Source organism: Streptococcus sp. HF-100 (genome assembly GCF_015594635.1).
GTDB lineage: Bacteria > Bacillota > Bacilli > Lactobacillales > Streptococcaceae > Streptococcus > Streptococcus vaginalis.
Map to the genome: position 1 here is coordinate 1 of NZ_JADNQV010000011.1, position 24,813 is coordinate 24,813.

Annotated in this window: 22 protein-coding genes, 9 tRNA genes and 2 pseudogenes; 28 read left to right on the forward strand and 5 right to left on the reverse strand. The window is 39.3% G+C overall.

Annotation, left to right across the window (positions count from 1 at the left end; all coding sequences use genetic code 11):
- Nucleotides 1–41: 41 nt before the first annotated feature.
- The 10 genes and pseudogenes from IYQ23_RS08970 to IYQ23_RS09755 all read left to right on the forward strand — a co-directional run bounded on the left by IYQ23_RS08970 (nt 42) and on the right by IYQ23_RS09755 (nt 2,558).
- Nucleotides 42–114: transfer RNA gene (locus IYQ23_RS08970), tRNA-Val, on the forward strand.
- Nucleotides 115–139: 25 nt separating this feature from the next.
- A tRNA-Asp gene (locus IYQ23_RS08975) sits at nt 140–212 on the forward strand.
- 27 nt (nt 213–239) lie between these two features.
- Nucleotides 240–312: transfer RNA gene (locus IYQ23_RS08980), tRNA-Lys, on the forward strand.
- Nucleotides 313–321: 9 nt separating this feature from the next.
- Nucleotides 322–403, forward strand: a tRNA-Leu gene (locus IYQ23_RS08985).
- 10 nt (nt 404–413) lie between these two features.
- Nucleotides 414–486: transfer RNA gene (locus IYQ23_RS08990), tRNA-Thr, on the forward strand.
- 19 nt (nt 487–505) lie between these two features.
- Nucleotides 506–577: transfer RNA gene (locus IYQ23_RS08995), tRNA-Gly, on the forward strand.
- A gap of 7 nt (nt 578–584) precedes the next feature.
- Nucleotides 585–670: transfer RNA gene (locus IYQ23_RS09000), tRNA-Leu, on the forward strand.
- Nucleotides 671–679: 9 nt separating this feature from the next.
- Nucleotides 680–753: transfer RNA gene (locus IYQ23_RS09005), tRNA-Arg, on the forward strand.
- 41 nt (nt 754–794) lie between these two features.
- Nucleotides 795–868: transfer RNA gene (locus IYQ23_RS09010), tRNA-Pro, on the forward strand.
- Nucleotides 869–1,038: 170 nt separating this feature from the next.
- Nucleotides 1,039–2,558, forward strand: a pseudogene (locus tag IYQ23_RS09755) (IS1182 family transposase).
- Between the two features lie 288 nt (nt 2,559–2,846).
- On the opposite strand, the gene IYQ23_RS09020 reads toward IYQ23_RS09755, so the two are convergent.
- Nucleotides 2,847–3,710 (reverse strand): IS982 family transposase, encoded by an 864-nt coding sequence (locus IYQ23_RS09020; RefSeq protein WP_195674694.1) that lies wholly within the window; start codon nt 3,708–3,710, stop codon nt 2,847–2,849.
- 286 nt (nt 3,711–3,996) lie between these two features.
- On the opposite strand from IYQ23_RS09020, the gene IYQ23_RS09025 reads away from it, so the two are divergent.
- From IYQ23_RS09025 to IYQ23_RS09070, 10 genes are all read left to right on the forward strand, one after another.
- Nucleotides 3,997–4,845 (forward strand): SAM hydrolase/SAM-dependent halogenase family protein, encoded by an 849-nt coding sequence (locus IYQ23_RS09025; protein WP_021001990.1) that lies wholly within the window; start codon nt 3,997–3,999, stop codon nt 4,843–4,845.
- A 15-nt stretch (nt 4,846–4,860) separates the two neighbouring features.
- Entirely contained in the window at nt 4,861–5,409 is a 549-nt protein-coding gene (locus IYQ23_RS09030) for an ECF-type riboflavin transporter substrate-binding protein (protein WP_324253126.1), read from the forward strand.
- A 341-nt stretch (nt 5,410–5,750) separates the two neighbouring features.
- Nucleotides 5,751–5,948: a helix-turn-helix transcriptional regulator gene (locus IYQ23_RS09035; protein WP_106079407.1), complete on the forward strand. Its 198-nt coding sequence runs from the start codon at nt 5,751–5,753 to the stop codon at nt 5,946–5,948.
- Nucleotides 5,949–5,950: 2 nt separating this feature from the next.
- On the forward strand, nt 5,951–6,436 hold the full coding sequence (locus IYQ23_RS09040; RefSeq protein ID WP_195673345.1) for a DUF6773 family protein: 486 nt from the start codon (nt 5,951–5,953) through the stop codon (nt 6,434–6,436).
- Nucleotides 6,437–6,449: 13 nt separating this feature from the next.
- Nucleotides 6,450–6,926 carry a DUF6773 family protein gene (locus IYQ23_RS09045; protein ID WP_003038531.1) on the forward strand — a complete coding sequence of 159 codons (477 nt, stop codon included), beginning with the start codon at nt 6,450–6,452 and terminating at the stop codon, nt 6,924–6,926.
- 622 nt (nt 6,927–7,548) lie between these two features.
- Nucleotides 7,549–8,310 (forward strand): nucleoside phosphorylase, encoded by a 762-nt coding sequence (locus tag IYQ23_RS09050; RefSeq protein WP_117644209.1) that lies wholly within the window; start codon nt 7,549–7,551, stop codon nt 8,308–8,310.
- Between the two features lie 10 nt (nt 8,311–8,320).
- On the forward strand, nt 8,321–10,000 hold the full coding sequence (locus IYQ23_RS09055; protein ID WP_195674695.1) for an ABC transporter ATP-binding protein: 1,680 nt from the start codon (nt 8,321–8,323) through the stop codon (nt 9,998–10,000).
- Nucleotides 9,993–10,829 (forward strand): energy-coupling factor transporter transmembrane component T family protein, encoded by an 837-nt coding sequence (locus IYQ23_RS09060; protein ID WP_106083241.1) that lies wholly within the window; start codon nt 9,993–9,995, stop codon nt 10,827–10,829. The genes IYQ23_RS09055 and IYQ23_RS09060 overlap by 8 nt, the downstream gene beginning before the upstream one ends.
- 32 nt (nt 10,830–10,861) lie before the next feature.
- Entirely contained in the window at nt 10,862–11,614 is a 753-nt protein-coding gene (locus IYQ23_RS09065; protein ID WP_195674696.1) for an SDR family oxidoreductase, read from the forward strand.
- Nucleotides 11,615–11,635: 21 nt separating this feature from the next.
- Nucleotides 11,636–12,463 carry a glycosyltransferase family 8 protein gene (locus tag IYQ23_RS09070; RefSeq protein ID WP_195674697.1) on the forward strand — a complete coding sequence of 276 codons (828 nt, stop codon included), beginning with the start codon at nt 11,636–11,638 and terminating at the stop codon, nt 12,461–12,463.
- A 38-nt stretch (nt 12,464–12,501) separates the two neighbouring features.
- On the opposite strand, the gene rsmG is transcribed toward IYQ23_RS09070, so the two are convergent.
- Nucleotides 12,502–13,215 (reverse strand): 16S rRNA (guanine(527)-N(7))-methyltransferase RsmG, encoded by a 714-nt coding sequence (gene rsmG, locus IYQ23_RS09075; protein WP_195674711.1) that lies wholly within the window; start codon nt 13,213–13,215, stop codon nt 12,502–12,504.
- Nucleotides 13,216–13,362: 147 nt separating this feature from the next.
- On the opposite strand from rsmG, the gene IYQ23_RS09080 reads away from it, so the two are divergent.
- A complete protein-coding gene (locus tag IYQ23_RS09080; RefSeq protein ID WP_195674698.1) occupies nt 13,363–13,923 on the forward strand; it encodes a LemA family protein in 561 nt (186 codons plus the stop codon).
- 1 nt (nt 13,924) lies between these two features.
- A complete protein-coding gene (gene htpX, locus IYQ23_RS09085; protein ID WP_195674699.1) occupies nt 13,925–14,821 on the forward strand; it encodes a zinc metalloprotease HtpX in 897 nt (298 codons plus the stop codon).
- Nucleotides 14,822–14,918: 97 nt separating this feature from the next.
- On the opposite strand, the gene IYQ23_RS09090 is transcribed toward htpX, so the two are convergent.
- Both IYQ23_RS09090 and IYQ23_RS09095 read right to left on the reverse strand, forming a co-directional pair.
- The gene (locus IYQ23_RS09090; protein ID WP_195674700.1) at nt 14,919–16,148 is read right to left on the reverse strand and encodes a transporter; all 1,230 of its coding nucleotides are present in this window, start codon (nt 16,146–16,148) and stop codon (nt 14,919–14,921) included.
- A 189-nt stretch (nt 16,149–16,337) separates the two neighbouring features.
- Entirely contained in the window at nt 16,338–17,195 is an 858-nt protein-coding gene (locus tag IYQ23_RS09095; protein WP_195674701.1) for an Rgg/GadR/MutR family transcriptional regulator, read from the reverse strand.
- Nucleotides 17,196–17,304: 109 nt separating this feature from the next.
- Between IYQ23_RS09095 and IYQ23_RS09100 the strand changes: the two genes are divergently transcribed.
- From IYQ23_RS09100 to IYQ23_RS09125, 6 genes are all read left to right on the forward strand, one after another.
- Complete coding sequence (locus IYQ23_RS09100) at nt 17,305–17,841, forward strand: DUF177 domain-containing protein (RefSeq protein WP_195674712.1); 537 nt, start codon at nt 17,305–17,307, stop codon at nt 17,839–17,841.
- Between the two features lie 50 nt (nt 17,842–17,891).
- Nucleotides 17,892–18,515 (forward strand): DNA alkylation repair protein, encoded by a 624-nt coding sequence (locus tag IYQ23_RS09105; RefSeq protein WP_195674702.1) that lies wholly within the window; start codon nt 17,892–17,894, stop codon nt 18,513–18,515.
- A gap of 298 nt (nt 18,516–18,813) precedes the next feature.
- The gene (gene gndA / locus IYQ23_RS09110) at nt 18,814–20,238 is read left to right on the forward strand and encodes an NADP-dependent phosphogluconate dehydrogenase (RefSeq protein ID WP_151379988.1); all 1,425 of its coding nucleotides are present in this window, start codon (nt 18,814–18,816) and stop codon (nt 20,236–20,238) included.
- A gap of 8 nt (nt 20,239–20,246) precedes the next feature.
- Nucleotides 20,247–20,936, forward strand: a complete 690-nt coding sequence (locus IYQ23_RS09115) for a response regulator transcription factor (RefSeq protein ID WP_195674703.1) — start codon at nt 20,247–20,249, stop codon at nt 20,934–20,936.
- 211 nt (nt 20,937–21,147) lie between these two features.
- Complete coding sequence (locus IYQ23_RS09120; protein WP_037593860.1) at nt 21,148–23,337, forward strand: PTS transporter subunit IIBC; 2,190 nt, start codon at nt 21,148–21,150, stop codon at nt 23,335–23,337.
- Between the two features lie 16 nt (nt 23,338–23,353).
- On the forward strand, nt 23,354–24,169 hold the full coding sequence (locus IYQ23_RS09125) for an endonuclease/exonuclease/phosphatase family protein (RefSeq protein WP_022526964.1): 816 nt from the start codon (nt 23,354–23,356) through the stop codon (nt 24,167–24,169).
- A 46-nt stretch (nt 24,170–24,215) separates the two neighbouring features.
- Here IYQ23_RS09125 and IYQ23_RS09130 read toward each other — a convergent pair.
- Nucleotides 24,216–24,726, reverse strand: a pseudogene (locus tag IYQ23_RS09130) (hypothetical protein).
- Nucleotides 24,727–24,813: the final 87 nt, after the last annotated feature.

The window sequence follows — 24,813 nt, forward strand, 5'->3', positions numbered from 1 at the left end:
AGTCGCTTAGCAAGGATAGGAAGTAGAGATACTTCCTTTTTGGGAGTTTAGCTCAGCTGGGAGAGCATCTGCCTTACAAGCAGAGGGTCAGCGGTTCGATCCCGTTAACTCCCATTTCTTTAAGCGGAAAGGCTTAATAGGTCCCGTAGTGTAGCGGTTATCACGTCGCCCTGTCACGGCGAAGATCGCGGGTTCGATTCCCGTCGGGACCGTTTTAGTGTATAGAGATACATTAGAAAGACTCGTTAGCTCAGTTGGTAGAGCATTTGACTTTTAATCAAAGGGTCACTGGTTCGAGCCCAGTACGGGTCATAGTCACAGGCGGGTGTGGCGGAATTGGCAGACGCACCAGATTTAGGATCTGGCGCTTAACGGCGTGGGGGTTCAAGTCCCTTCACCCGCATAGGAGATAAGCCGGCTTAGCTCAGTTGGTAGAGCATCTGATTTGTAATCAGAGGGTCGCGTGTTCAAGTCATGTAGCCGGCATTAAAGGAAAGAAGCGAATGCGAACGTAGTTCAGTGGTAGAACATCACCTTGCCAAGGTGGGGGTCGCGGGTTCGAACCCCGTCGTTCGCTTGAGGAAGCCGGGGTGGCGGAACTGGCAGACGCACAGGACTTAAAATTCTGCGATTGGAAACAATCGTACCGGTTCGATTCCGGTCCTCGGCATGAGAAAGAGCACCCTTAGCTCAACTGGATAGAGTACCTGACTACGAATCAGGCGGTTAGAGGTTCGACTCCTCTAGGGTGCATAGAAAAGAAGTCTCCTAGGACTTCATTTTTTCTATCCATACGGGAAGTAGCTCAGCTTGGTAGAGTACTTGGTTTGGGACCAAGGTGTCGCAGGTTCGAATCCTGTCTTCCCGATATTTTATTTGATATTAGATGAAATAGGTGTTAGTTTTTAACATCTGGAGCCTGGGACAAAAATGTCTCGATTCTATCAAAAAAAGCAACGGTTTTGCCGTTGCTTTTTTCATGGTTGCGATAGTCTTGGTAAAATATAGTTGTCTAGAAAATATTAGAAAGGCTATCTCATGCACATTCACTATAGCACAAATCAGACAACTTTGCCACTAGAACTTGCTTGTGTCTTGCCCCAAGGGCACATCGTCTTCACTATCGAAAAGGTCGTCAATGCACTAGAAGACGGTCAGTTTCAGTCTTTCTACATGATTTTGGTCGCCCTTCCTATCACCCAAAGTTACTTCTGTCTGCCCTCCTCTTTGCTTATTCCCAAGGAAGTTTCTCTGGTTGTAAGATTGAAAAGATGATAGCAGAAAATCTAGCCATGCAGTACTTGACAGGGCAGTTGGTTATCAGCTACCGGACCATCAACCGTTTCCGTGTAGCTGCCGGGATGGAAAATCTGCTGCGAGAACTCTTTATCGAGCTCAATCTTCAGTTGAAAATGGAAAAGTTGGTAACACTTGATGGTCTCTACATTGATGGCACTAAGATTGAGGCCAACGTCAATAAGTACAGCTTCGTTTGGAAGAAAGCGACAGAGAGATTCTCCGCTAAACTTCAAGAACAGATGCAGGTCTATTTCCAAGAAGAAATCACGCCTCTTATCCATCAAGCCATTGAACTGGATACACAAGAGCCCATCTCCTCAGAACAGTTGACTGAGTTCGCTCAACTTCTTGAAGAAGAATTGGCTGGACTGAGCCAAGACATTGAGGAAACACCAGTTAAAGGTAAGGACGATCGTAAGACCAAACGCCGCAAGCTCAAGAAAGTCCTGCGTAAAGTCAAGGATGACTTTTCAGTGCGGGCCGAAAAATGTGAGATTTATCAAGAGACCTTCCAAGGTCGAAAGAGTTTTTCTAAGACGGATCATGATGCGACTTTCATGAGAATGAAAGAAGATCCTATGAGAAATGGACAACTCAAACCTGGCTACAACCTACAAATCGCCACTGAAAATTAGTTCGTCCTTCACTATGACATCTATCCAAATCCAACAGATACCAGAACGCTCTTGCCTTTTTTAGAAACATATCCACATGAGTTAAAAAGGGTTGTCGCCGATGCGGGATACGGCGGCGAGGAGAATCTTCTCACCTTGGATAGGATGGGCGTTGACCATTTGATTAAATATGGTCTTTTTGACAAGGAACAGAAGAAAAGACACAAAGAATCTGATAGGAATTTGGCTAACTAGACTTACGATGGAACAGCTGATTCCTACACCCATCCAGAGGGTTGGGTATACCAATTTGACCACCTCAAACACAGCCATACCACGACAGGTTTCAAGCAGGAAATTAGGGTTTATAAGGCAGAACAACCTGACTTGACTCCGCAAAAGGGACTTTACGTCAATGAGCGATATCAAGTCTTAAAACGAAAAGAAAGCCAAGCGCTTTTATCTGACGAAGGCAGTCGGATGTTTGCCCAACGTAAAGTTGATGTGGAACCTGTCTTTGGTCAGATAAAGGCTTGTTTGGGGTACAAACGATGTAATCTCAGAGGCAGACGTCAGGTTAAAATTGACATGGGCTTGGTTCTCATGGCCAATAACCTACTGAAATATAACAAACGAAGCCCTTAAAACTAAAAAGCAGAGACTATTAGCGAACGGAACTCTGATTGTTAGAGTAAGTTAAAACACTTTTGTCTCAGGCTATTTTTCTTTTTGTTCAATATAATTGTAGCGGGGAGATGCCAGCGAATATTGAAATAGAGGTGAAACAATTTGCTTTTCTTTTTTATATTCAAATGTCGCTGGCTGATTTGTTATCAATTTCTTGAATCATATGTTACATTCTGGAGAGATCTGAAATTTTATAAATATTATGTTAGAAATTATTATATTTTAATAGTAATGTTACCCGTGGTGCTAGTTAAGTTCAAAATAGCTCAAATTATAAGTCAATAGGATTTGTTCAATCCTCAACTGTAGTCCAGCTACTCCTCTGGCAAAGGTGTGTTCCATATCAAAGAGAGCACATAACTCAGAAAAGCGCGTTTTAATGGTTCGCCGCATAGCCAATAATCTCCAGTTGTTATGCTGGCTCGCGCTTCCCATATTCTGACGTAAGGGCGTCCATAAATGATACCCTCTCTGTTTCAACCGATCTTTAAGAGCCTGGCTGAGATACCCTAAATCTGCTAAAATCACAGATTGTTGGCAGCCTTCCAATAAATCCTCCACCACTTTGATATCATGAACAGAAGCTGACGTGACAATATAGTTCAGAATATGACCAGATAAGGTAACGAGTATGTGAACTTTGAAACCATAGAACCATAAGTGTTTTGACGCATTGTAGCCAATGTCTGCCAATCCTTCGAAAATACTTGCTCTATGGTTACGAACAGACTGACAAAGTGGTAGGGGAAAACTGTCTACGATGGCAATCGTATCGGAGGAGATTTGGTTATTCATCGCCTGTCGAATGAGTTGTAGCAACCAAATCAACTGCCTTGAACGACGATTGAAGCGACTTCTTTCCAGCAGTCGGCCACAGGGAAATAGTTGGCAGATTCGGTGAAAATGACGTTGAGATTTGATTCCTAGTTCAGCTTGCAAGAGCAGTAAGACTAATAGAGATTCATCCGAAACTTTTGACAGGCTGACATTATGACGATGTTTCAATGAATCAGGGCAATAATCCCGATAAAGCTGATGACAAATTTTTGATAATTGCTTCATATTCCATTGTAAATGATGGGATTTAGCGGTATACTGTAAGTGGCTCATTTGGATAACCTCCTGTTTGTTTCGTCACTTACAGTATAGTCCTTTTGGGCTTTTTATTGTTGTTTTGAGGTTAACTAGCACCACGGGTTAATGTTATTTTTTAATATTAGAGATTTGTTCCAACTTTGAATTAGAATGACATTTTTTGTTAAAGTAGCTATTCGGTATTTAGTTATTGGGGGATATGGGCAAATAGCTATAGAGAGTATTTATCAACGTGATAAAAAATAGATATGGATAAGAAATTTAATTTATGTTATGATATAGGTGTAATAAAGGAGAGAAAATGCAGAATAATTTACTGGTATTACAGTCAGATTTTGGTTTGGTAGATGGGGCTGTATCGGCAATGGTCGGTGTGGCCTTAGAGGAATCCCCAACGTTAAAAATACATCATTTGACTCATGATATTACGCCTTATAATATTTTTGAGGGAAGCTATCGTTTGTTTCAAACGGTGAATTATTGGCCGGAAGGGACAACGTTTGTCTCCGTTGTGGATCCAGGCGTTGGTTCGAAGCGGAAAAGCGTGGTTGCCAAAACTGTACAAAATCAGTATATTGTCACGCCAAATAACGGGACACTTTCTTTTATCAAGAAACATGTGGGAATTCTAGCGATTCGTGAGATTTCGGAGGTGGAAAATCGCCGAAAAAATACGGAGCATTCTTATACGTTTCATGGTCGTGATGTTTATGCTTATACTGGTGCGAAGTTAGCAAGCGGACACATTACTTTTGAAGAAGTGGGCCCAGAATTAAGTATAGATGAAATTGTAGAAATTCCTGTTGTGGAAACGACAATTGGGAATGATTTTGTTAGTGGGGCTATTGATATTTTAGATGTTCGTTTTGGTTCGCTATGGACGTCTATTACACGTGAGGAATTTTATACTCTTAGTCCTGAATTTGGTAATCGGTTTGAGGTCACGATTTATAATAACGATATGCTGGTCTATCAGAATCAGGTGACTTATGGGAAATCTTTTGCGGATGTACGGATTGGTCAGCCGATTTTGTATATCAATTCTCTTTATCGTGTTGGTCTGGCTATCAATCAGGGGTCTTTTGCGAAGGCCTATAATGTAGGAGTCGGAGCGCAATGGAGTATTGAAATCAAGCGGATTGAAAAATAAATAATAAAGGAGATTATTATGAAAAATAATTCAATAAGAAGTGTTGTCGCAACGGGGATTGGAGCAGCCCTCTTCGTCGTTATCGGAATGATTAGTATTCCAACTCCTGTGCCAAATACCAGCATTCAATTGCAGTATGCTTTGCAGGCCTTGTTTAGTGTGATTTTTGGTCCGGTTGTTGGATTTTTAACGGGCTTCATCGGGCATGCCCTAAAAGACTCTTTGCAATATGGAAATCCTTGGTGGTCATGGGTCATTGCCAGCGGTTTGTTTGGTTTGATTATTGGGCTGTTTCGGAAAAGACTCCGTGTTACGCAAGGTATTTTTGAAGCAAAAGATATTGTATCGTTCAATGTAATTCAACTGTTGGCCAATGCTGTGGTGTGGATTGTCATTGCGCCGCTAGGTGATATTTTGATTTACAATGAGCCTGCAAACAAGGTGTTTGTACAGGGCGTTGTTGCAACGATTTCTAATGGTTTGACGGTTGCTATTGCAGGAACAGTGCTTTTGCTAGCTTATGCCCGCACGCAAACCAAATCAGGAAGTTTGAAAAAAGATTAGTGACATGAAGCGGGAGTGAGACGGAGTGAAGGTTTGAAAATGTTTCTTCCTACTCTTACCACTGCGTTGTTGGTTTATTGCACAGTATGCTTTGAAGCTGGAGATGTTTGTTCCAGCTTTTTTATTTTTAATTTTAATAAAATATCAAACAAAATGTAATTTATATATTGCATTTTATATAATATAGTGTATAATAGTAGTGAAGAAAGAGAGTGGATCATGAAAATGATTCAAAAAGCAAGAGATTTTTATTTTCAGGAGTCTCGGTTTTAGTTGCTTAACCCATGATTTCATTCTGCACGCTACAAAGAAAAATGATTCTGACTCAGAGGATAAAGAGAATGGCAAAAAATCTTAGACTAAAAATGGCTCGGGTTGAGCATGATTTGACTCAGGGGGATTTGGCAGATGCGATTGGTGTCACGCGACAAACGATTGGTTTGATTGAAGCGGGGAAATACAATCCTAGTCTCGGTCTCTGTATTGCAATTTGTAAACGATTGGATAAAACATTAGATCAATTATTTTGGGAGGAGTAATCATGAACTTCATTAAACGTCAGATTTTAGATGAGCGAGAAGAGCAATTGGTCAATAAAGCTGGAATGGAAGCTTTTAGTTTTCTGATAACTAGTAATCTTATCTTTTATATTGGAAGTATTTTTATCCATTCGGGCAAGGTCTATACACAGCTATTCCTGTTCTCAAGTCTCATTGCATTCCTATACTTTTTAGAGCGTTGCCGGCGGCTAGGAGCCAATTATTTCAATAGTTTTACCTTCACTATTTGGGGTGTTATGGCAATGACGGCTTTGGTAACGGTTGTGATTTTGGTGCAGAATTTTCAAGTCAATCATGCTATTTATCAGAATAATCCATTACATGCCAAGTTTTTAGTTGTGATTCCGATTACGTTTCTGATTTACCTTCCGATTATGATAGTGTTCAATCTGATACTAGAAGTTGTTGGAAAATGGCAGAAGGTGCGATTTGAGAAATATTTAGCGGACTTAGAAGATGAATCCTGAAAGGAGATGTATCATGAGCAAAATAAAGGATTATTTTGGTGGCGAAAAGGACGAGCGTATTCGGCAAGGGACATACAAGGCTGAAGCCTATGCGTTTCGATTTTTACTTGTATTTTTGATAATTGCAATCAGTATCAAATTTTTCTTTCTGAATTCTCCAATAGAAGGTTATGTTGATGAATTAGCAGCGGTTTTGATTGCTGGGAGTATTTGTTACTTTGTATTGTGGAGAGAAAGAATTGTTGAAAAGAGCTTGGGAATTTTGACGACATTATTCCAATCATTCTTGCTGACAATTCTCAGTGGGTATTATCATTACCATTTTGGTGAATTGCATTATAAAAATCGTCCGACGAGTGATTTTATCCTATTTCTATTTGGAAGTTTTATAACCTATCTGTTAGTGCTGGGTGTGTTCAATTGGTTTTTAAATAAATACAATCAACACCGACGAGATAAGATTGATATGGAAATGGAAGATTCTGAATAAAAGAGGGTGGAACTCCTTTGGGAGAGAAACAGTTCATTATTAGGATACAGAGGCAGGGACAATATGCTCCCTGCCTTACTTTATAATGGCAAAATGCCCTATGATGGAGCTTTTCATTTGCTTTTAGGCTTAAGAAAGCACCTAATACGGAAAATATTGTCTGGGTAAGCTTTCTGAGGCTCAGATGGAGCGAACTGGTTTTGGTGCATGTCGTCCGAGGGTCAGACGGAGCAAACTGATTTTGGTTCATATCGTCCGAGGGTCAGACGGGGTAAACTAGTTTTGGTTCATGTCATCCGAGGCTCAGACGGAGCAAACTGGTTTTGGTTCATATCGTCCGAGGGTCGGACAGAAGAAACGAGTTCTTGTTTGTCCCGTCGACCAAGTTGATAGTTTCAATGAGTTTTGGTTTACTCCGTCGACCGGGTCGACTATTTTAACCATTGCCGCACTTTCTCAGTAACCGTGTAGGGTCGGCAAGAAGCTGAACGCTTCTTGTTTGGTCAGATTTTTTCACGTTCAAGGTTTAATTTTGCGACAGTGTTCGCGGACTTCAAAATTGATTTTCATCTTATTTTCTTTTATGCTACAATAGAATGAGTAAGTACAAGAGGAGAAGTGGATGATTTTAGAGGAATTTGATGAAAACCGTCAGGCGATTATCAATCCAGAAGATTTGGTTGAGGCGTTGCCAGATTTTCCAGAAATAGTGGTGTCTTGCTTTGCCCGTGAGACCTTTAAGCGCATGCTGGCTGATTTTCAGCATGAGTTATTGACCTCCACTTCCATGGCAAATATTGAGATTCCCATTTACAAGGTTGTTATAAAAGGTAAGGCAATCGCCGTGTTTAATTCACCAGTAGGGGCGGCTGCCTGTATCGCTATTTTGGAAGATTTGATTGCCTTTGGAATGAAGAAGCTGGTTCTTTTTGGAACATGTGGTGTTTTAGATGAAACGATTAGGGAAACGTCTATCATTGTTCCTCATGCGGCTATTCGTGATGAAGGGACCAGTTATCATTACCTGCCGGCTTCTGATGAGATAGAAGTAAATGTCGGTTTGCGGGATTTTTTACGGTCATTTTTAGCTGCTAAAGGAATTTCTCATACAGTTGGAAAAGTTTGGACGACAGACGGCATTTATCGGGAAACGGCTGCGAAACTCCGTAAGCGAAAAGAAATGGGTGCTGTTTGTGTAGACATGGAATGTTCAGCAGTTGCAGCTTTGGCAGCTTTTCGTGAGATTTCCGTTTGCCATTTCTTTTATGCGGCGGATCACTTGTCAGAAGAAGCCTGGGATATGCGCAATTTAGCCAATCATGCAGACCTAGATGAAAAAGACAAAGTGGCTAACTTGGCAATGCAAATTGCCCTTGCTTTATAGAGAACATGCTATGAAAAAACCAATTATTCAATTTGAAAACTTTAGTTTTCAGTATCAAGCGCAGACAGAACCAACCTTGAAAAATGTTGATTTGACGATTTATGAGGGCGAAAAGGTCTTGATAGTCGGCCCTTCTGGTTCGGGAAAGTCCACTCTTGGGCAATGCTTAAACGGCATTATTCCAACTATTTATCATGGAGAAATGACTGGGAATCTGTGGATTCAAGGGAAGTCTGCGTTTGGCAGCAGTATTTATGACCTGTCCAACCTTGTCAGTACCGTCTTGCAAGATACAGACGGTCAATTTATCGGGCTGAGTGTCGCGGAAGATTTGGCTTTTGCTTTGGAAAATGACATGGTTAATTTGCCAACGATGAGAGAAAAGGTTCATTTGTGGGCAGAGAAATTGGATTTGTTATCGCTGTTACACCAACGTCCTCAAGACTTATCTGGTGGGCAGAAGCAGCGGGTCAGTTTGGCTGGGGTGCTGATTGATGAAAGTCCGATTTTGCTCTTTGATGAGCCTTTGGCAAATTTAGATCCGAAGTCGGGACAGGATACGATTGAGCTGATTGATCAGATCCATGCGGAAGCAGGAACGACAACGATTGTTATCGAGCACCGTCTGGAAGATGTGCTGTATCGGTCTATTGATCGGATTGTCCTCATTAATGACGGGCAAATTCTCTTTAACGGCAGTCCTGATGACCTGCTACATACGCAGTTATTAGCCGAAAATGGGATTCGAGAGCCGCTTTATCTGACCACCTTGCGTCAGCTTGGTTTTCAGCTAGAAAATTCTGCACAGTTGGCAAATTTAGCTCAGATAGATGTCTCCGCTGTTCAGTTTTCAGGTGAAAAAGTTTCTATTCAAAAATCACAAGCCCAGGATGATTTGCTGGAGTTGAAAAATGTCCACTTTGCGTACGGTGAGAAAAAGGTTTTACAAGATATTGATTTTACAATCTCTAAAGGAGAAAAAATTGCCATTGTTGGTAAAAACGGTGCTGGAAAATCCACGTTAGCTAAAGCGCTCTGCCAGTTTATCGCAACAGAAGGAAGCTATACTTGGCAGGGAAGAGACATCAAAGGCGATTCCATTAAGGAGCGGGCAGAACGGATTGGTTACGTTTTGCAAAACCCAAATCAGATGATTTCTACGACCATGATTTTTGATGAGGTTGCCTTGGGCTTGAAGTTGCGTGGGATTGCAGAAGATGAGATAAAAGAGCGTGTATTGGCTGTGCTGAAAACCTGTGGTTTATATGAATTTCGGCATTGGCCCATTTCTGCTCTGTCTTTTGGGCAAAAGAAGCGGGTGACCATTGCTTCGATTTTAGTGTTAAATCCAGAGATTATCCTTTTAGATGAGCCAACGGCTGGCCAAGATCAACGCAATTATACAGAAATCATGAATTTCTTAGATGAGTTGAACCAAAAAGGGCATACGATTATCATGATTACGCATGATATGCAGCTGATGCTGGATTATTCTGACCGTGCGGTTGTGATGTTAGACGGAAAGATCTTGGCAGACAAAACACCGGCCGAAGTTTTGACAGATAAGACTTTGATTCATGTGGCGAATCTTAAGGAAACGTCTATCTTTTCCTTGGCTGAGAAATTAAACGTTGATCCACTCGCTTTAACAGAATTTTACATGCAAGAAAGGAGGGAAAGCCATGCTTAATCAGCAAAAACTTATTGGTTACCATGCGGGAACAACCTTTTTGCATCGCTTATCTGGAGCGAGTAAATTACTGTTTTTCATTTTGGTATCAACTGCAGCGATGATTAGTTACGATACTCGCTTGCTGTTGGTCATTGCGATTGGCTCACTCTTTCTTTTTAGAGTTTCGAACATTCATTTTAAAGATGTATCGTTTGTTTTGGCTTTTGCAGGTATTTTTGCCGCTTTGAATCTTATCATGGTTTATCTGTTTGCTCCTCAGTACGGAGTGGAGATTTATGGCCAACAGACGGTCTGGTTCAGCGGATTAGGCAGTTATACCGTGACTGCGCAGGAAATCTTTTATTTGTTTAATTTGTTCTTAAAATATCTCTGCACCATTCCTTTGGCGGTTATTTTTCTGATGACCACTCATCCCAGTCAGTTTGCATCCAGTTTGAATCAAATCGGAATTCCTTATAAAATTGCCTATTCTGTCAGTTTGACGCTGCGCTATATTCCTGACCTGCAGGAGGAATTTTACCTGATCAGAATGTCGCAAGAAGCGCGTGGCTTGGAATTGTCCAAAAAAGCAAAATTAAGCCAGCGTATCAAAGGGAACCTGCAAATCATTATTCCATTGATTTTTAGCTCGCTGGAGCGGATTGATACGATTGCGACAGCCATGGAATTGCGCCGTTTTGGTAAAAATAAGAAGCGGACTTGGTACACTTATCAGGCTTTTCAGAGATTGGATATTGAAGTGATTTTGCTGGCTATTTTATTTTTACTACTCAGTTTTTTACTCTTTTTTGTTAATCACGGTCGCTTTTACAATCCTTGGCTATAAACGAAAATTGAAATGTACATAGGAGGAAGAAAATGATTGCATTGGTAACAGGAGCTTCAGCTGGTTTTGGTGAAGCTATTTGTCGTCGCTTGGTGGCAGAAGGTCACCGAGTGATTGGAGCAGCGAGAAGATTGGAAAAGCTGACACAACTTCAAGAGGAGTTGGGTTTTGAAAATTTTTATCCGCTTCAAATGGATGTGTCAGATACAAAAAGTGTGGATCAGACTTTAGAAAGTTTGCCGGAGGATTGGCGAACGATTGATATTTTGGTCAATAATGCAGGTCTGGCATTGGGCTTAGACAAGGCTTATGAGGCAGATATGCAAGATTGGCTGACGATGATTCAGACCAATATTGTTGGTTTGGTTTATCTAACACGTCAGATCCTACCGCAAATGGTAGAGCGAGATAGTGGATTGATTATCAATCTAGGTTCGACTGCTGGAACGGTTCCTTATCCAGGTGCCAACGTCTACGGAGCTAGTAAAGCATTCGTGAAGCAATTTTCTTTGAATTTACGTGCTGATTTGGCAGGGCATCATATTCGTGTTACTAACATTGAACCCGGTCTTTGTGAGGGAACAGAATTTTCAACTGTTCGATTTAAAGGGGACGATCAACGAGCTGGAAAATTGTATGAGGGAGCTCATGCTATTCAGCCAGTTGATATTGCCAATACTGTTGCTTGGATTGTTGGACAGCCTCCTCATGTTAATATTAACCGGATTGAAATCATGCCTGTTTCACAAACGTTTGGAGCGCAGCCTGTTTTTCGAGAAGAATAGATGAGATAGAATGGGGAGAATATGACAGAAATAAACCTTTTGTTTTCAATCGATGATCGCTATGTCGAGCAATTTAAAACAACCTTGTATTCCGTTTACCTAAATTCACCGTCAGCTTTGCTGCATTTGTTTGTTTTGCAAAAAAAATTGTTAAAAAGGAATGTGGAGATTGAGGAATTTTGTGAGGCACTAGGGATCATCTATGAACCAGTCGTGATTGGGGAAAAAGCATTTGAGGACGCCCCCAGCACTGATCGGTATCCAGAAACAATCTACTATCGCTTGCTGGCACATGAATACCTTCCTAAAAACTTAGACAGAATTCTTTACCTAGACGCAGATATTTTATGTCTGAATGATATTTGTCCTCTTTACAAACTAGAGATGGGGAATGCCTTATACGCTGCGGCTAGTCATGGATCAGATGCCAATATGACAGATTTAGTCAATAAGATGCGTTTACAGAATTTTGAGGCAGAAAGTTACTATAATTCAGGAGTTTTACTTATGAATTTGACCGCTATTCGAAAAGAAGTGAAGCGTGAAGCTATTTTAGATTACATTGCTCAAAACAGTTTTAAACTCTTTTTACCGGATCAAGATGTGCTGAATGCTTTGTATGGACATTTGACAATTCAGATTCCAGATGAATTGTATAACTACGATGCACGCTACAATGTGCTGTATTATGCTCGGAGTAAAGGTGAGTGGGACTTGGATTGGGTGATTGAGAATACCGTTTTTCTTCACTTTTGCGGTCGAGATAAGCCTTGGCTGAAAGAATACCACGGACGCTATGCCGCGCTTTATAAGCATTACCAACATCGCAGCCGAAAAGTTGGCAGATAAAAACGAAACCAACCAATTAAAATGGTTGGATTTTCTTTTTATAACGGCCGTTTATTAGGAATTCCTGCTTTGCGTGGGTATTTATTGGGAGTTTCTTTTTTCTTATCAATAATAGTGATATAGCGTGGGTCGCCGTTGGGAAGTTGATAGCTGCTGTTTTCTTCGACTTTGCTGAAAAGAAGGCTAAGCGCGGTTTTTGCTTCTGTTAATTCCTCAGGAGCATTGCTGGCTTTGAGTGCTAAAAGACGCCCGCCAACTTTAAGAAAGGGAATGGTCAGCTCGGCTAAGACCTGCATACGAGCAACAGCGCGTGCAGTGACAATATCAAACTGGGCGCGGAAGTCTTTATCTTGAGCAAAATCTTCTGCCCGACCATGATAAAAATGAACGTTTTCCAAACCTAACTCATCAGCCAAGTGATTTAAAAACAGAATACGCTTGTTTAGAGAGTCAATAATCGTTACATCTAATGCTGGATAGAGGATTTTCATCGGAAGACTCGGAAAACCTGCTCCAGCTCCAATATCCAATAGTTTGATATTTTGGTTTTTAATCCGTCCCTGCAAAATTGGCGCAATGGAATCATAGAAATGCTTGAGATAGACTTCTTTTTTGTCAGTAATAGCTGTCAGATTGATTTTTTCATTCCATTCAACGAGAAGTTCGAAATAGTGTTCAAATTGCATTTTTTGTTGGTCTGTAAGTTCAATCTGCTGTTGTTTTAAGAGTTCATAAAATTCTTCGGGTATCATCATTTGTCCTTACTTGTATCTTCTTGCTTCTATTATACCAGATAATCAGAAGAGAATCTGTAAAATTTCTCTTTTGAAGAAGTCTAAATTTTTATTCTTTTCATTTTTCTGGTATAATGTCTATAATAAATTTAAAGGAGAATGACTATGTGGATAATTATTTTAGCCATTGTTGTGGTACTGATATTGTTTGTGATTGCTAGTTACAACAGTCTAGTGAAAAGTCGGATGCAAACCAAAGAAGCGTGGAGTCAAATTGATGTTCAGTTAAAACGTCGAAATGATTTGCTGCCAAATTTGATTGAAACGGTCAAAGGGTATGCTAAATATGAAGCATCAACGCTTGAAAAGGTAACAGAGCTTCGTCGTCAAGTTGCAGCTGCTACAACGCCAGCAGAGGCTATGAAAGCAAGTGATGCCTTGACGCGTCAGATTTCTGGTATTTTTGCAGTTGCAGAAAATTACCCAGAGTTAAAAGCAAGCGCGAACTTTGTAAAATTGCAAGAAGAATTGACTAATACTGAAAATAAAATTTCGTATTCTCGTCAACTTTATAATAGTGTAACAAGCAATTACAATGTGAAGCTGGAAACATTTCCAAGTAATATTATTGCCGGAATGTTTAGCTTTAAGCCGGCAGATTTCTTAGCTGTCCCAGAAGAAGAAAAATCTGTACCAAAAGTTGATTTTAGCGGTCTAGGTGACTAATATGCTCTTTGATCAAATTGCTAGTAATAAAAGACGAACGTGGGTTCTCTTAATTGCTTTTTTTGCTTTGTTAGCGATTATTGGAGCAGCAGTCGGCTATTTATGGCTAGATTCAACTCTCGGCGGAGTGATGATTGCCTTTATCATTGGTGGTATTTATGCTTTTAGCATGATTTTCCAATCTACTGAGGTTGTCATGTCTATGAATGGTGCGCGACAAGTCACTGAAGCTGAAGCTCCTGACCTTTATCATGTGGTAGAGGATATGGCAATGGTAGCACAAGTTCCGATGCCACGGGTGTATATTGTAGAGGATTCATCGCCCAATGCTTTTGCAACTGGTTCAAACCCCGAAAATGCAGCAGTTGCTGCGACAACGGGTCTGTTAAATCTAATGAATCGTGAAGAGCTGGAAGCGGTTATTGGACATGAAGTGAGCCATATCCGTAATTATGATATTCGAATTTCAACAATTGCGGTAGCACTTGCTAGTGCAGTGACCATGCTATCCAGCCTAGCTGGACGAATGATGTGGTTTGGAGGTGGCAGTCGCAGACGTAATAGTCGAGATAATGATAGTGGTTTGGAAATTCTGATGCTGATTTTGTCACTTGTTGCGATTATCTTGGCTCCTTTAGCAGCCACTTTGGTTCAGTTGGCGATTTCTCGTCAACGTGAATTTTTGGCAGACGCTTCCAGTGTGGAATTAACGCGCAATCCACAAGGGATGATTAACGCTCTCTTGAAATTAGAAAATAGCGATCCTATGCACCACAAAGTTGATGACGCTAGTGCAGCTCTCTATATCAATGATCCGAAAAAAGAAGGTGGACTTCAAAAGCTATTTTACACTCATCCGCCGATTTCAGAGCGAGTGGAGCGCTTAAGAAAAATGTAAAAAGGTTGAGATAGACTACTATGATTGTGCCGCAATCATGACTGTCTGTCCCAATCTTTTTTTGTATTTCACCATATAAATTTTAGTTACGATAGCTTTATCTATGTTGTTTTTGGAATGAGAGTAAGAGAGACAGCACGCTACAGATTGTAAACACAATCCAAGTGACTTTCATATTCCAAATAGCGAGACTGGTAAATATCATGGTACCAAATGGGATAGAAAAACTAAACAGCAAACTCAGAAAGTTAGAAGTCTGTGCTAAGATATCTGAGGGAAGTTTGCTAAGAAGCATGCTGTTGATTTTGGGATTGACTTTTCCGGAAAGATACATGATAAAGAAAACAGCAAAAATAGTAAGGAAAACAGGTAGCTGGAGAAGATTTATGAAGCCAATTAGAGCAATGGATAAAGTAGCCCAAAAAGCAATTTTATTGACGGAAAGTTTGCTAAAATAATCATTGGGAGTCAGGCTGGCAGAGATAACTCCTAAAATAATCGTTGTTTCAAAAATAAGAAGAGATTGACTGAAAGGAAGTCCAAATAAAGGATGATCCAATAAATAAAGATTGTAAATGGCCATAATAGAGCCGCCGAGTGCATTGAGTATTAGTATCTGAAAGAGTAAAGTCAAAAAATGGCTGTCTCCGTTTTGTTCAAAAATTAGTTTGGAGCTGTGATACATTTCTAGGAATTGTTGTTTGAGAGGAAGAGGATTTTCATTTTCTTTGACTGGGTCATGGGTGAGTTTATGACGAACAAAATAAAGAGTAGTGGAAGAAAGTAGGAAAGCTAAGGCATTGATGAAGGCGACCAGCGCAAAATGTTGATTGCTGACAGCCAAGAGCCAAATTCCTAATGCTTGTCCGGCTAGATTGCATAGATAAGCAATTAGTTGCATAAGGGAGAAAGCCGGCATCATCTCTTCCTCTACTAGATTCTTTTTCAAAATAGGCATTTGCAGACCACTACGATAATCACTAATCATATCTGATACGATATTTAGCAAACAAACGACAGAAAAAGCTAGATAAGAAGTTGAGCGAGTTAGAAATGCTACAAAGACAAAAAGCAGAGCTTGGAGATAGCCCATGTGAATGAGCCAACGAGCTTTATGGGTTGTTTGATCAGCTTTCATTCCCACAAAGATAGTGAAAAATACTGGAACGAGAACGATAAAATTAGCAATTCCAACAGCAAATTTAGGATTTGGTAAACTGGATGCAAAGACTACAAAAACAATATTATAAATGGAAGAGCCCAAAATATTGAATATGCGTGACAGACTAATAAAAGCAAATACTTTATTTCTCAAAATAAGTCTCATGATAACCTCCTATATGTGTTGCAATGATTATAACAAGCAAAAAAGTAAATTCAATAGCCTTTTCGCAAGTGGGAATAAATCCTAAGTAAGTGAACGATATGGAAAAGTAACTTGCAAGCAAACTTTATATATTTTAGTATAAATGAAAAAAGGCAACGTCAGCAAAACGTTGCACATATTCAACAAAAGTTAATTTTCTTTGAGAAGCTTTTCGATTCCATTTTGATAGTATTCGGCACTAGTCTGGCAATCTAATAGTTGCAAGATATGGACAGCTTGCTTCATTTGTTTCAATCCGTTTTCTTTATTTCCTTGAAGGAATAGGAGCTCTCCTTGAGCAAATTTAAAAACGATTCGTAGATAGGCTTCATTTTCCTTATAAAAATGAGCTTTAATCCAGTTTTCGAAGAAAGTAGCTTCTGCAAAGTGTCTTGATTCAATAGCTAGAAAGAAGCCATTTATAAAAATGGTATGAATAGTATAACGATTGCTCTCAAATAAGCCTAAAAAATCTTTTCTGTTGACCATTTCTTTTGTATATTGTGTATAAAGTTTTGAGGAGAGAATAGTCGTACAAAAGGCGAAAAGTTTAAGTTCGTACAACCCCCAAATATCCACAGAAAAGAGATAATTATGAAGAAAGTTACTTTCCTCTGTGGAAGCTGTAATTCCATCTTTTAGAGCGCAAAGAAAACCTTTGACAATAATAGCTTCAATCATATCTTCTTTTTTTCTGAATTTTTGATATAGAGCTTGTTTTTCTAAGTAAAAAGCTTCGATAAAATCTGGATTATCAGACTGTTCTTGAAGGGTATCAATTAGTTGTTGTTCGGAATTTTTTTGATGTTCATGAGCTGCTAGAGTAAATTCTTTCACATCTGTGTGGATATTTTCAAGAGCTGTAAATAATTTTTGAGCAGAAAGCTCACTCTGACCATTTTCAAAACGTGACAGCATAGACTTTGAAAATTCTCCTCCGGTTGCTTCTGTCAAGGAAATATGTCTAGCTTCTAGGAAAGATTTAAATATACGACCTAAATTATCCATCACAATCCTCCTTTTGATTGTTATTATAACAAAATAATGGTTTCTCTCCTATTTCTCATCTCAAAAATGGTATAATAAATCTAGAAATTTAAATACAAATGAGGAAATGATGTTACATATTCAAGAAATTCGTAAAAATCCAGATGGTCTTGCTTTTGAGCAAGGATTTGATTTGACACAAGAATTGCAAGTGCGCAATCCTGAAATTTTAAATGTCCAAGATATTTTTGCAAGTGGAAGAGTGCAATATGAGGACGGTCTTTACTTTTTAGATTATGATTTGTCTTATACCATTACACTGGCATCAAGTCGCAGCATGGAGCCGGTAGAGCAAAAAGAGAGCTACTTGGTAAATGAAGTTTTTGCTGATGCGCATAGTGGAAAAGTAGATCAGGATTTGATAGCGGATGACTTGGTGTTGCCGATTGAAAATGAAGAAATCAATCTAGCTGAAAGTGTGGCAGATAATATTTTATTGCATATCCCTCTTAAAGTGCTGACAGCCGAGGAGGAAGCGAGTGATAGCATGCCTTCAGGAAATGATTGGCAGGTCATGACCGAAGAAGAGTATCAGCAAAGTAAACAAGAGCAAAAAGAGAAGAACAGTCCTTTTGCAAGCCTGCAAGGTCTATTTGATGAGGAGTGAGAAATCTAATTTTTGTTTGCCATATTTTTTATTGGAAAAAGGAGCAGAATATGCAAAAATACATAAAAAGATTAGAGCATGATTTTTCTGAAATAAAAAATGGTTTTAAAGAATTTGAGAAAAGAGCGCAGTTAGATTTTGAAAGCTATGAAGAAAAAGAAGTGTATGCATTAGCTAAATTAGCTTATCAATCAGAGGTATATCAAGTTCGGATGTATGCTGTCTTTTTATTCGGATATTTGTCTGATGATAAGGCAGTTTTGCATTTTATGAAAGAAGAAGTGTCGAAAGATAAGAATTGGAGAGTTCAGGAAATTCTAGCAAAATCCTTTGATGAGTATTGCAAAAGAGTTGGATATGAGCAATCTCTAGATATAATTGATGAGTGGCTACATGCAGAACAGCCAAATACAAGAAGAGCAGTAACAGAAGGTTTACGAATATGGACTAGCAGACCTTATTTTAATGAGAATCCTCAGGAAGCGATAAAAAGATTGTCGAACTTAAGATTAGACTCTAGTGAATACGTAAGAAAGTCCGTAGGGAATGCTTTAAAAGATATTAGTAAAAAATTTCCAGAACTTGTAAAATCGGAACTCAAGACGTGGGGAACCAATAAAGCAGAGCGACAGGTTTATCAATTAGCTAGTAAATTCATTGGCACACATATATAAATATAGGGGCTTGTATTTTATAGACAACTTTTTCATATATAAAAGACTATTCTCCGTCACTCGTCCATTATTAAAGTTTTTTGACATATATTCAGTATTCTTGCAAATTTTTATCTAGATTAACTGAGAAGTGAATCTTCGTCTGACAAAACTATCTTTGCGGGGACAGGTTCTAAGAATTATTTTACTTATATGTTTTTCTATTTATGCTAGCAAATAGTTTCATGTAAAACAACAAATCCTTTATTTTCACGCATAAAAATGATAAAATAAAACAAACTAAAAAGAGGAGTACAAAATGACAAAAGCGAATTTTGGTGTTGTTGGTATGGCCGTCATGGGTCGTAACCTTGCCCTTAATATTGAATCTCGTGGCTATACAGTAGCAATTTACAACCGTTCAGCGAATAAAACAGAAGATGTGATTGCATCTCACCCTGAAAAAAACTTTGTTCCAAGTTATGATGTGGAAAGTTTTGTAAATTCTATTGAAAAACCACGTCGGATTATGCTCATGGTCAAAGCTGGTCCAGGAACTGATGCAACGATTCAGGCACTTTTACCTTTCCTTGATAAGGGAGATATCTTGATTGACGGTGGAAATACTTTTTATAAAGACACCATTCGTCGTTCAGAAGAATTGGCAAATTCAGGAATCAATTTCATCGGAACAGGTGTATCCGGTGGTGAAAAAGGTGCGCTTGAAGGACCGTCTATCATGCCTGGTGGGCAAAAAGAAGCCTATGAATTAGTAGCAGATGTATTGGAAGAAATTTCAGCGAAAGCACCAGAAGACGGTGCGCCATGTGTGACTTACATCGGTCCAAACGGTGCAGGTCATTATGTAAAAATGGTTCACAATGGGATTGAATATGGTGATATGCAATTGATTGCGGAAAGCTATGATTTAATGCAACACTTACTTGGATTTTCAGCAGCAGAAATGGCTGACATCTTTACAGAATGGAATAAAGGTGAGTTGGATAGCTATCTGATTGAAATCACTGCTGATATTTTGACTCGTAAAGATGATGAAGGTCAAGATGGGCCGATTGTCGATTACATTTTGGATGCGGCTGGAAATAAAGGAACTGGTAAATGGACGAGCCAATCAGCTCTTGACTTTGGTGTGCCGCTTCCGCTCATTACAGAGTCTGTCTTTGCACGCTATATTTCTGCTTATAAAGATGAACGTGTGGCTGCAAGCAAGGTTCTTCCAAAACCAGCTGCATTTAAATTTGAAGGAGACAAGGCTGAATTGATTGAAAAAATTCGTCAAGCCCTCTACTTCTCGAAAATTATGTCTTATGCACAAGGTTTCTCACAATTGCGTGTAGCATCTAAAGAACAGGATTGGAATCTTCCGTTTGGTGAAATTGCTTCTATTTGGCGTGCTGGTTGTATCATTCGTGCTCGTTTCTTGCAAAAAATTACAGATGCATACAGTCGCAATGCAAATCTTGCAAACTTACTGCTTGACGAATATTTTATGGACGTCACTGCCAAATACCAACAAGCTGTTCGTGATGTAGTGGCGTTGGCTGTTCAAGCAGGTGTGCCGGTACCAACGTTCTCTAGTGCGATTGCTTACTTTGATAGCTATCGTGCAGAAAACTTGCCAGCCAATTTAATTCAAGCGCAACGCGATTACTTTGGTGCGCATACGTATGAGCGCAAGGACAAAGAAGGAATTTACCACTATTCTTGGTATGATGAAAAATAGGATAGGCTATGGCGAAGCGGATTTTATTAGTTGAGAAAGAAAAAAAATTAGCGCAATTTATTGGCTTAGAGCTACAAAAAGAAGGTTATCGAGTTGATCTTTTTGAAACAGGAAAAGATGCTTTGGCGTCTGCGAGAGCTAATCAATACGATTTATTCCTGTTGAATTTTATGCTTGACGATATGACAGGAACAGAATTTGCCGTACAATTAAGTGTGATAAAGCCTGCTTCGGTCATCATTGTATTGGATAATCGTGATAATATTCTTCAATATACTGAGGAAATCCAACGCTTTGCTGTTGCTTACATGGTAGAACCATTCATTGTGACGGACTTAGTTGAAAAAATTTCTGCCATTTTTCGTGGGCGTGATTTTATTGACCAGCATTGTAGTCAGATGAAAGTTCCAACATCTTATCGGAATCTTCGGATTGATGTGCAAAATCATACAGTTTATCGAGGTGAAGAAGTGATTGCTTTGACTCGAAGAGAGTATGATTTATTAGCAACATTGATGGGAAGTCATCAGGCTTTAAGCCGTGAACAGTTGTTAGAACGCGTGTGGAAATACGAAGGAGCTGTTGAAACAAATGTTGTCGATGTTTATATTCGCTATCTTCGTAGTAAAATTGATATAGCGGGGCAAAAAAGTTATATAAAAACCGTGCGTGGTGTTGGTTATGCTATGCAAGAATAACTCTGAGGTGCAGGAAATATCGTTTTTCTGCACTTTTCTAATGGGCGTATTTCCCTAGTCTATTACAATTTGTAAGCAAGAAATAGGAAAAATTTTTAAAATATTATATAAAAACGCTTTACAAAATAGAAATATATGATATAATTAAAGAGTCAAATAAATGCAAACGTTTGCGGAAAGCGCTTGCGGAAAATTTTATAAGGAGATATGAATGATGAAAGAGACATTCAAAAACATATTCAGTTTCGAATTTTGGCAAAAATTCGGAAAAGCTCTGATGGTCGTTATCGCAGTAATGCCCGCGGCTGGTTTGATGATCAGTATTGGTAAGTCAATTCCAATGATCAATCCAAACGTAGCTGCTCTTGTTACAACAGGCGGTATTCTTGAGCAAATTGGTTGGGGAGTTATCGGAAACCTTCACATTTTGTTTGCATTAGCTATTGGAGGTAGCTGGGCAAAGGAACGTGCTGGTGGTGCATTTGCGGCCGGACTTTCATTTATTTTAATTAACCGTATTACAGGGGTCTTTTTTGGAGTAACTTCAGACCTTCTTACAAAACAAGGAGCTACTGTAAAAACTGTCTTTGGTGGAACCATTAAGGTGGCTGATTATTTTGTAAGTGTACTTGAAGCTCCTGCTCTTAATATGGGGGTGTTTGTTGGTATCATTGCCGGTTTTGTTGGAGCAACTGCTTACAACAAATATTATAATTACCGTAAATTACCAGATGCGCTTTCATTCTTTAATGGTAAACGGTTTGTGCCATTCGTTGTTATTTTGCGTTCTACAATTGTGGCTTTGATTCTTGCAGTATTTTGGCCAGTTGTTCAAACTGGAATCAACAATTTTGGTATTTGGATTGCTAACTCTCAAAAGACAGCTCCAATTCTCGCACCATTCTTGTTTGGTACTTTAGAACGTCTTCTTTTACCATTTGGACTTCACCATATGTTGACAATTCCAATCAACTATACTCAATTAGGTGGGACATATGAAGTGTTGACAGGGGCTGCTAAAGGAACGACTGTATTTGGTCAAGATCCATTATGGTTGGCTTGGGTAACAGACCTTGTTAATTTAAAAGGTTCACACGCTGACCAATATCAACATCTTCTAAATAGTATTACTCCAGCTCGTTTTAAAGTTGGGCAAATGATTGGTTCATTTGGTATTTTGATGGGGGTTGCCTTTGCAATTTATCGAAATGTAGATGATGATAAGAAACATAAATACAAAGGGATGATGATTGCAACAGGACTTGCAACTTTCTTAACAGGTGTTACAGAACCAATTGAATACATGTTTATGTTTGTTGCAACACCTCTTTATTTGGTGTATGCTGTTGTGCAAGGGTTAGCCTTTGCAATGGCTGACGTTGTTCACTTGCGTATGCACTCATTTGGTTCAATCGAATTTCTGACTCGTACTCCACTAGCCATCAATGCTGGTTTGGGTATGGATATTATTAATTTTGTTTGGGTAACAGTGCTCTTTGCAGTGATAATGTACTTCATTGCAAACTTCATGATTAAGAAATTTAACTACGCAACTCCAGGACGTAATGGTAACTATGAAACAGCTGATGGAGAAGATGGTGATTCATCTGCTCAAGCTGGTGGCAAAGTAGCTGAAGCTTCTCAAGCAGTAAATATTATCAACCTTCTTGGCGGACGCGCAAATATCGTTGATGTAGATGCCTGTATGACACGTCTCCGTGTGACTGTCAAAGATGCTGAAAAAGTTGGTACAGAAGAACAATGGAAAGCTGAAGGAGCAATGGGCTTGGTGATGAAAGGCCAAGGTGTTCAAGCCATTTATGGTCCGAAAGCGGACGTTCTGAAATCTGATATTCAAGACTTACTTGACTCAGGTGAAGTGATTCCCGAAACTCTTCCGAGTCAAATGACAGCTTCACAAGCAGCAGAAGTGAGCTACAAAGGTGTAACAGAAGAAATTGAAACGGTTGCTGATGGTGAAGTTATTGCTATCTCTGATGTTAAAGATCCTGTCTTTTCACAAAAAATGATGGGTGACGGATTTGCTGTTGAACCTGAAAATGGAAATATCTACTCACCAGTAGCAGGTACGATTACAAGCATTTTCCCTACAAAACATGCTCTTGGTCTCTTGACTGATAATGGTCTTGAAGTGCTTGTTCATATCGGACTTGATACGGTCAGTCTTGAAGGTAAACCATTTGAAGTGCATGTTGCAGAAGGGCAAAAAGTTGCAGCAGGTGATCTTCTTGTGACAGCTGATTTAGAAGCTATCAAAGCGGCAGGTCGTGAAACTTCAACAGTTGTTGTCTTCACAAATGCACAAGCTATTAAATCTGTCACTGTTGAAACATTTGGCAAAGTAGCAGCGAAAACAGTGGTTGCTAAAGTAGGATTGTAAATAGAAAAGAGAAATCATGGCAAAATTCCTGACTTTAAATACTCATAGTTGGATGGAAGATGAGCAAGAAAAAAAGCTAGATCAACTAGCTGAGCGGATTCTTCAAGAAAAATATGATGTCATTTGCCTGCAGGAAGTCAATCAAGAAATGGAGTCTGAACAGGTTGTTCAGGCTCCATTTTATCATGCGGTAGATGGCGCCATTGCGATTCATAAAGACCACTTTGCGCATTGTCTCGTGGAGAGATTGATAGAGAAAGGTCTTATTTATCATTGGTCTTGGGCTTATAATCATATTGGTTTTGATCGGTTTCATGAGGGAGTCGCTATTTTATCCTTAAAGCCGTTGAAACCAAGTGAGTTATTGGTTTCAGATGCCAACGATCCAACGGATTATCACACTAGAAAAGTACTTTTGGCGGAAACAGAAGTAGATGGACGGCTTGTAACGGTGGCTTCCTGTCATCTTTCTTGGTGGGACAAAGGCTTCCAAGAAGAATGGGTACAAGTAGAAAAAGAATTGTTGCAGCGCGATATGCCTCTAGTATTGATGGGAGATTTTAACAATCCCGTCGGTTATGAGGGTTATCGGCACATTCTAAAAAGTCCGCTTGCTCTGCAAGACAGTCATGTTGTTGCGGCTACAGTCATTGGTACAGCAACAGTTGAAGGCGATATTGCCGGCTGGGCTGGAAACAAGGATGCTCTAAAAATTGATTATATCTTTACGAGTAAAGATTTTAACGTTAAAAAATCTGCTGTTGTTTTTGACGGCAAAGCAACACCTGTCGTTAGTGACCATTTTGGGTTAGAAGCAGAAGTTGCATTTTAACAATCAAAAACGGGAAGTTCAAGATAAAACTTCCCGTTTTTGATTGTCATTCTTTAGAGGTGTGGCGTTTTCCAGCATTGATAGCATCGGCTTCAGTCATGGTGACTACTCTGTCAAACCGTGTATTGCGTGGCATATTATCTATACTGTACCAATAAACCTCAGCAGTTCCATTACGAGCTACATAAACGGTTCGTTCCTGCTGTTGAGCTTCTTGTACTGTAGCAGCCTCTTGTTGTTGCTGCGCTTGAGCAGCCGCAGCTTCTTCTTGTTTTCGTTTTTCTTCTGCTTGTCTAGCTATTTCTTGTTCTTTTGCTGCTTTTTCTTGCTTAGCTTTTTCCGCTTTCTTTCTCGCCTCTTCTTCCTTTTTCTTCTTTTCCTCTGCTGCTTTTTCCTTCTTTGCTTTTTGTTAATTTTTGAATCTGTACTTTATATTCTTCCCCATTTTCGCGCTGGTTTCCTTTGGTAAAAAAGGAAACCAACAAAAGAACAATTAAAGCTAGAATAGCAATATTCTTTTTGTCTTTAAAAAAGGCAACAGAAAAAAATCTTTTCATCATAATTCTCCTTAAAGTGATAACGTTTACAATTATTATATAAAATTTCTTGAGAGAAGTAAATAGGATAACGGATTATTATATGTT

What these genes read in the sequence shown, in the direction of transcription:
- IYQ23_RS09020 (WP_195674694.1), bottom strand. Translation starts at nt 3,710, where the DNA reads ATGAGCCACTTACAGTATACCGCTAAATCCCATCATTTACAATGGAAT.
- IYQ23_RS09025 (WP_021001990.1), top strand. Translation starts at nt 3,997, where the DNA reads ATGCAGAATAATTTACTGGTATTACAGTCAGATTTTGGTTTGGTAGAT.
- IYQ23_RS09035 (WP_106079407.1), top strand. Translation starts at nt 5,751, where the DNA reads ATGGCAAAAAATCTTAGACTAAAAATGGCTCGGGTTGAGCATGATTTG.
- IYQ23_RS09040 (WP_195673345.1), top strand. Translation starts at nt 5,951, where the DNA reads ATGAACTTCATTAAACGTCAGATTTTAGATGAGCGAGAAGAGCAATTG.
- IYQ23_RS09045 (WP_003038531.1), top strand. Translation starts at nt 6,450, where the DNA reads ATGAGCAAAATAAAGGATTATTTTGGTGGCGAAAAGGACGAGCGTATT.
- IYQ23_RS09050 (WP_117644209.1), top strand. Translation starts at nt 7,549, where the DNA reads ATGATTTTAGAGGAATTTGATGAAAACCGTCAGGCGATTATCAATCCA.
- IYQ23_RS09055 (WP_195674695.1), top strand. Translation starts at nt 8,321, where the DNA reads ATGAAAAAACCAATTATTCAATTTGAAAACTTTAGTTTTCAGTATCAA.
- IYQ23_RS09060 (WP_106083241.1), top strand. Translation starts at nt 9,993, where the DNA reads ATGCTTAATCAGCAAAAACTTATTGGTTACCATGCGGGAACAACCTTT.
- IYQ23_RS09065 (WP_195674696.1), top strand. Translation starts at nt 10,862, where the DNA reads ATGATTGCATTGGTAACAGGAGCTTCAGCTGGTTTTGGTGAAGCTATT.
- IYQ23_RS09070 (WP_195674697.1), top strand. Translation starts at nt 11,636, where the DNA reads ATGACAGAAATAAACCTTTTGTTTTCAATCGATGATCGCTATGTCGAG.
- rsmG (WP_195674711.1), bottom strand. Translation starts at nt 13,215, where the DNA reads ATGATACCCGAAGAATTTTATGAACTCTTAAAACAACAGCAGATTGAA.
- IYQ23_RS09080 (WP_195674698.1), top strand. Translation starts at nt 13,363, where the DNA reads ATGTGGATAATTATTTTAGCCATTGTTGTGGTACTGATATTGTTTGTG.
- htpX (WP_195674699.1), top strand. Translation starts at nt 13,925, where the DNA reads ATGCTCTTTGATCAAATTGCTAGTAATAAAAGACGAACGTGGGTTCTC.
- IYQ23_RS09090 (WP_195674700.1), bottom strand. Translation starts at nt 16,148, where the DNA reads ATGAGACTTATTTTGAGAAATAAAGTATTTGCTTTTATTAGTCTGTCA.
- IYQ23_RS09095 (WP_195674701.1), bottom strand. Translation starts at nt 17,195, where the DNA reads ATGGATAATTTAGGTCGTATATTTAAATCTTTCCTAGAAGCTAGACAT.
- IYQ23_RS09100 (WP_195674712.1), top strand. Translation starts at nt 17,305, where the DNA reads ATGTTACATATTCAAGAAATTCGTAAAAATCCAGATGGTCTTGCTTTT.
- IYQ23_RS09105 (WP_195674702.1), top strand. Translation starts at nt 17,892, where the DNA reads ATGCAAAAATACATAAAAAGATTAGAGCATGATTTTTCTGAAATAAAA.
- gndA (WP_151379988.1), top strand. Translation starts at nt 18,814, where the DNA reads ATGACAAAAGCGAATTTTGGTGTTGTTGGTATGGCCGTCATGGGTCGT.
- IYQ23_RS09115 (WP_195674703.1), top strand. Translation starts at nt 20,247, where the DNA reads ATGGCGAAGCGGATTTTATTAGTTGAGAAAGAAAAAAAATTAGCGCAA.
- IYQ23_RS09120 (WP_037593860.1), top strand. Translation starts at nt 21,148, where the DNA reads ATGATGAAAGAGACATTCAAAAACATATTCAGTTTCGAATTTTGGCAA.
- IYQ23_RS09125 (WP_022526964.1), top strand. Translation starts at nt 23,354, where the DNA reads ATGGCAAAATTCCTGACTTTAAATACTCATAGTTGGATGGAAGATGAG.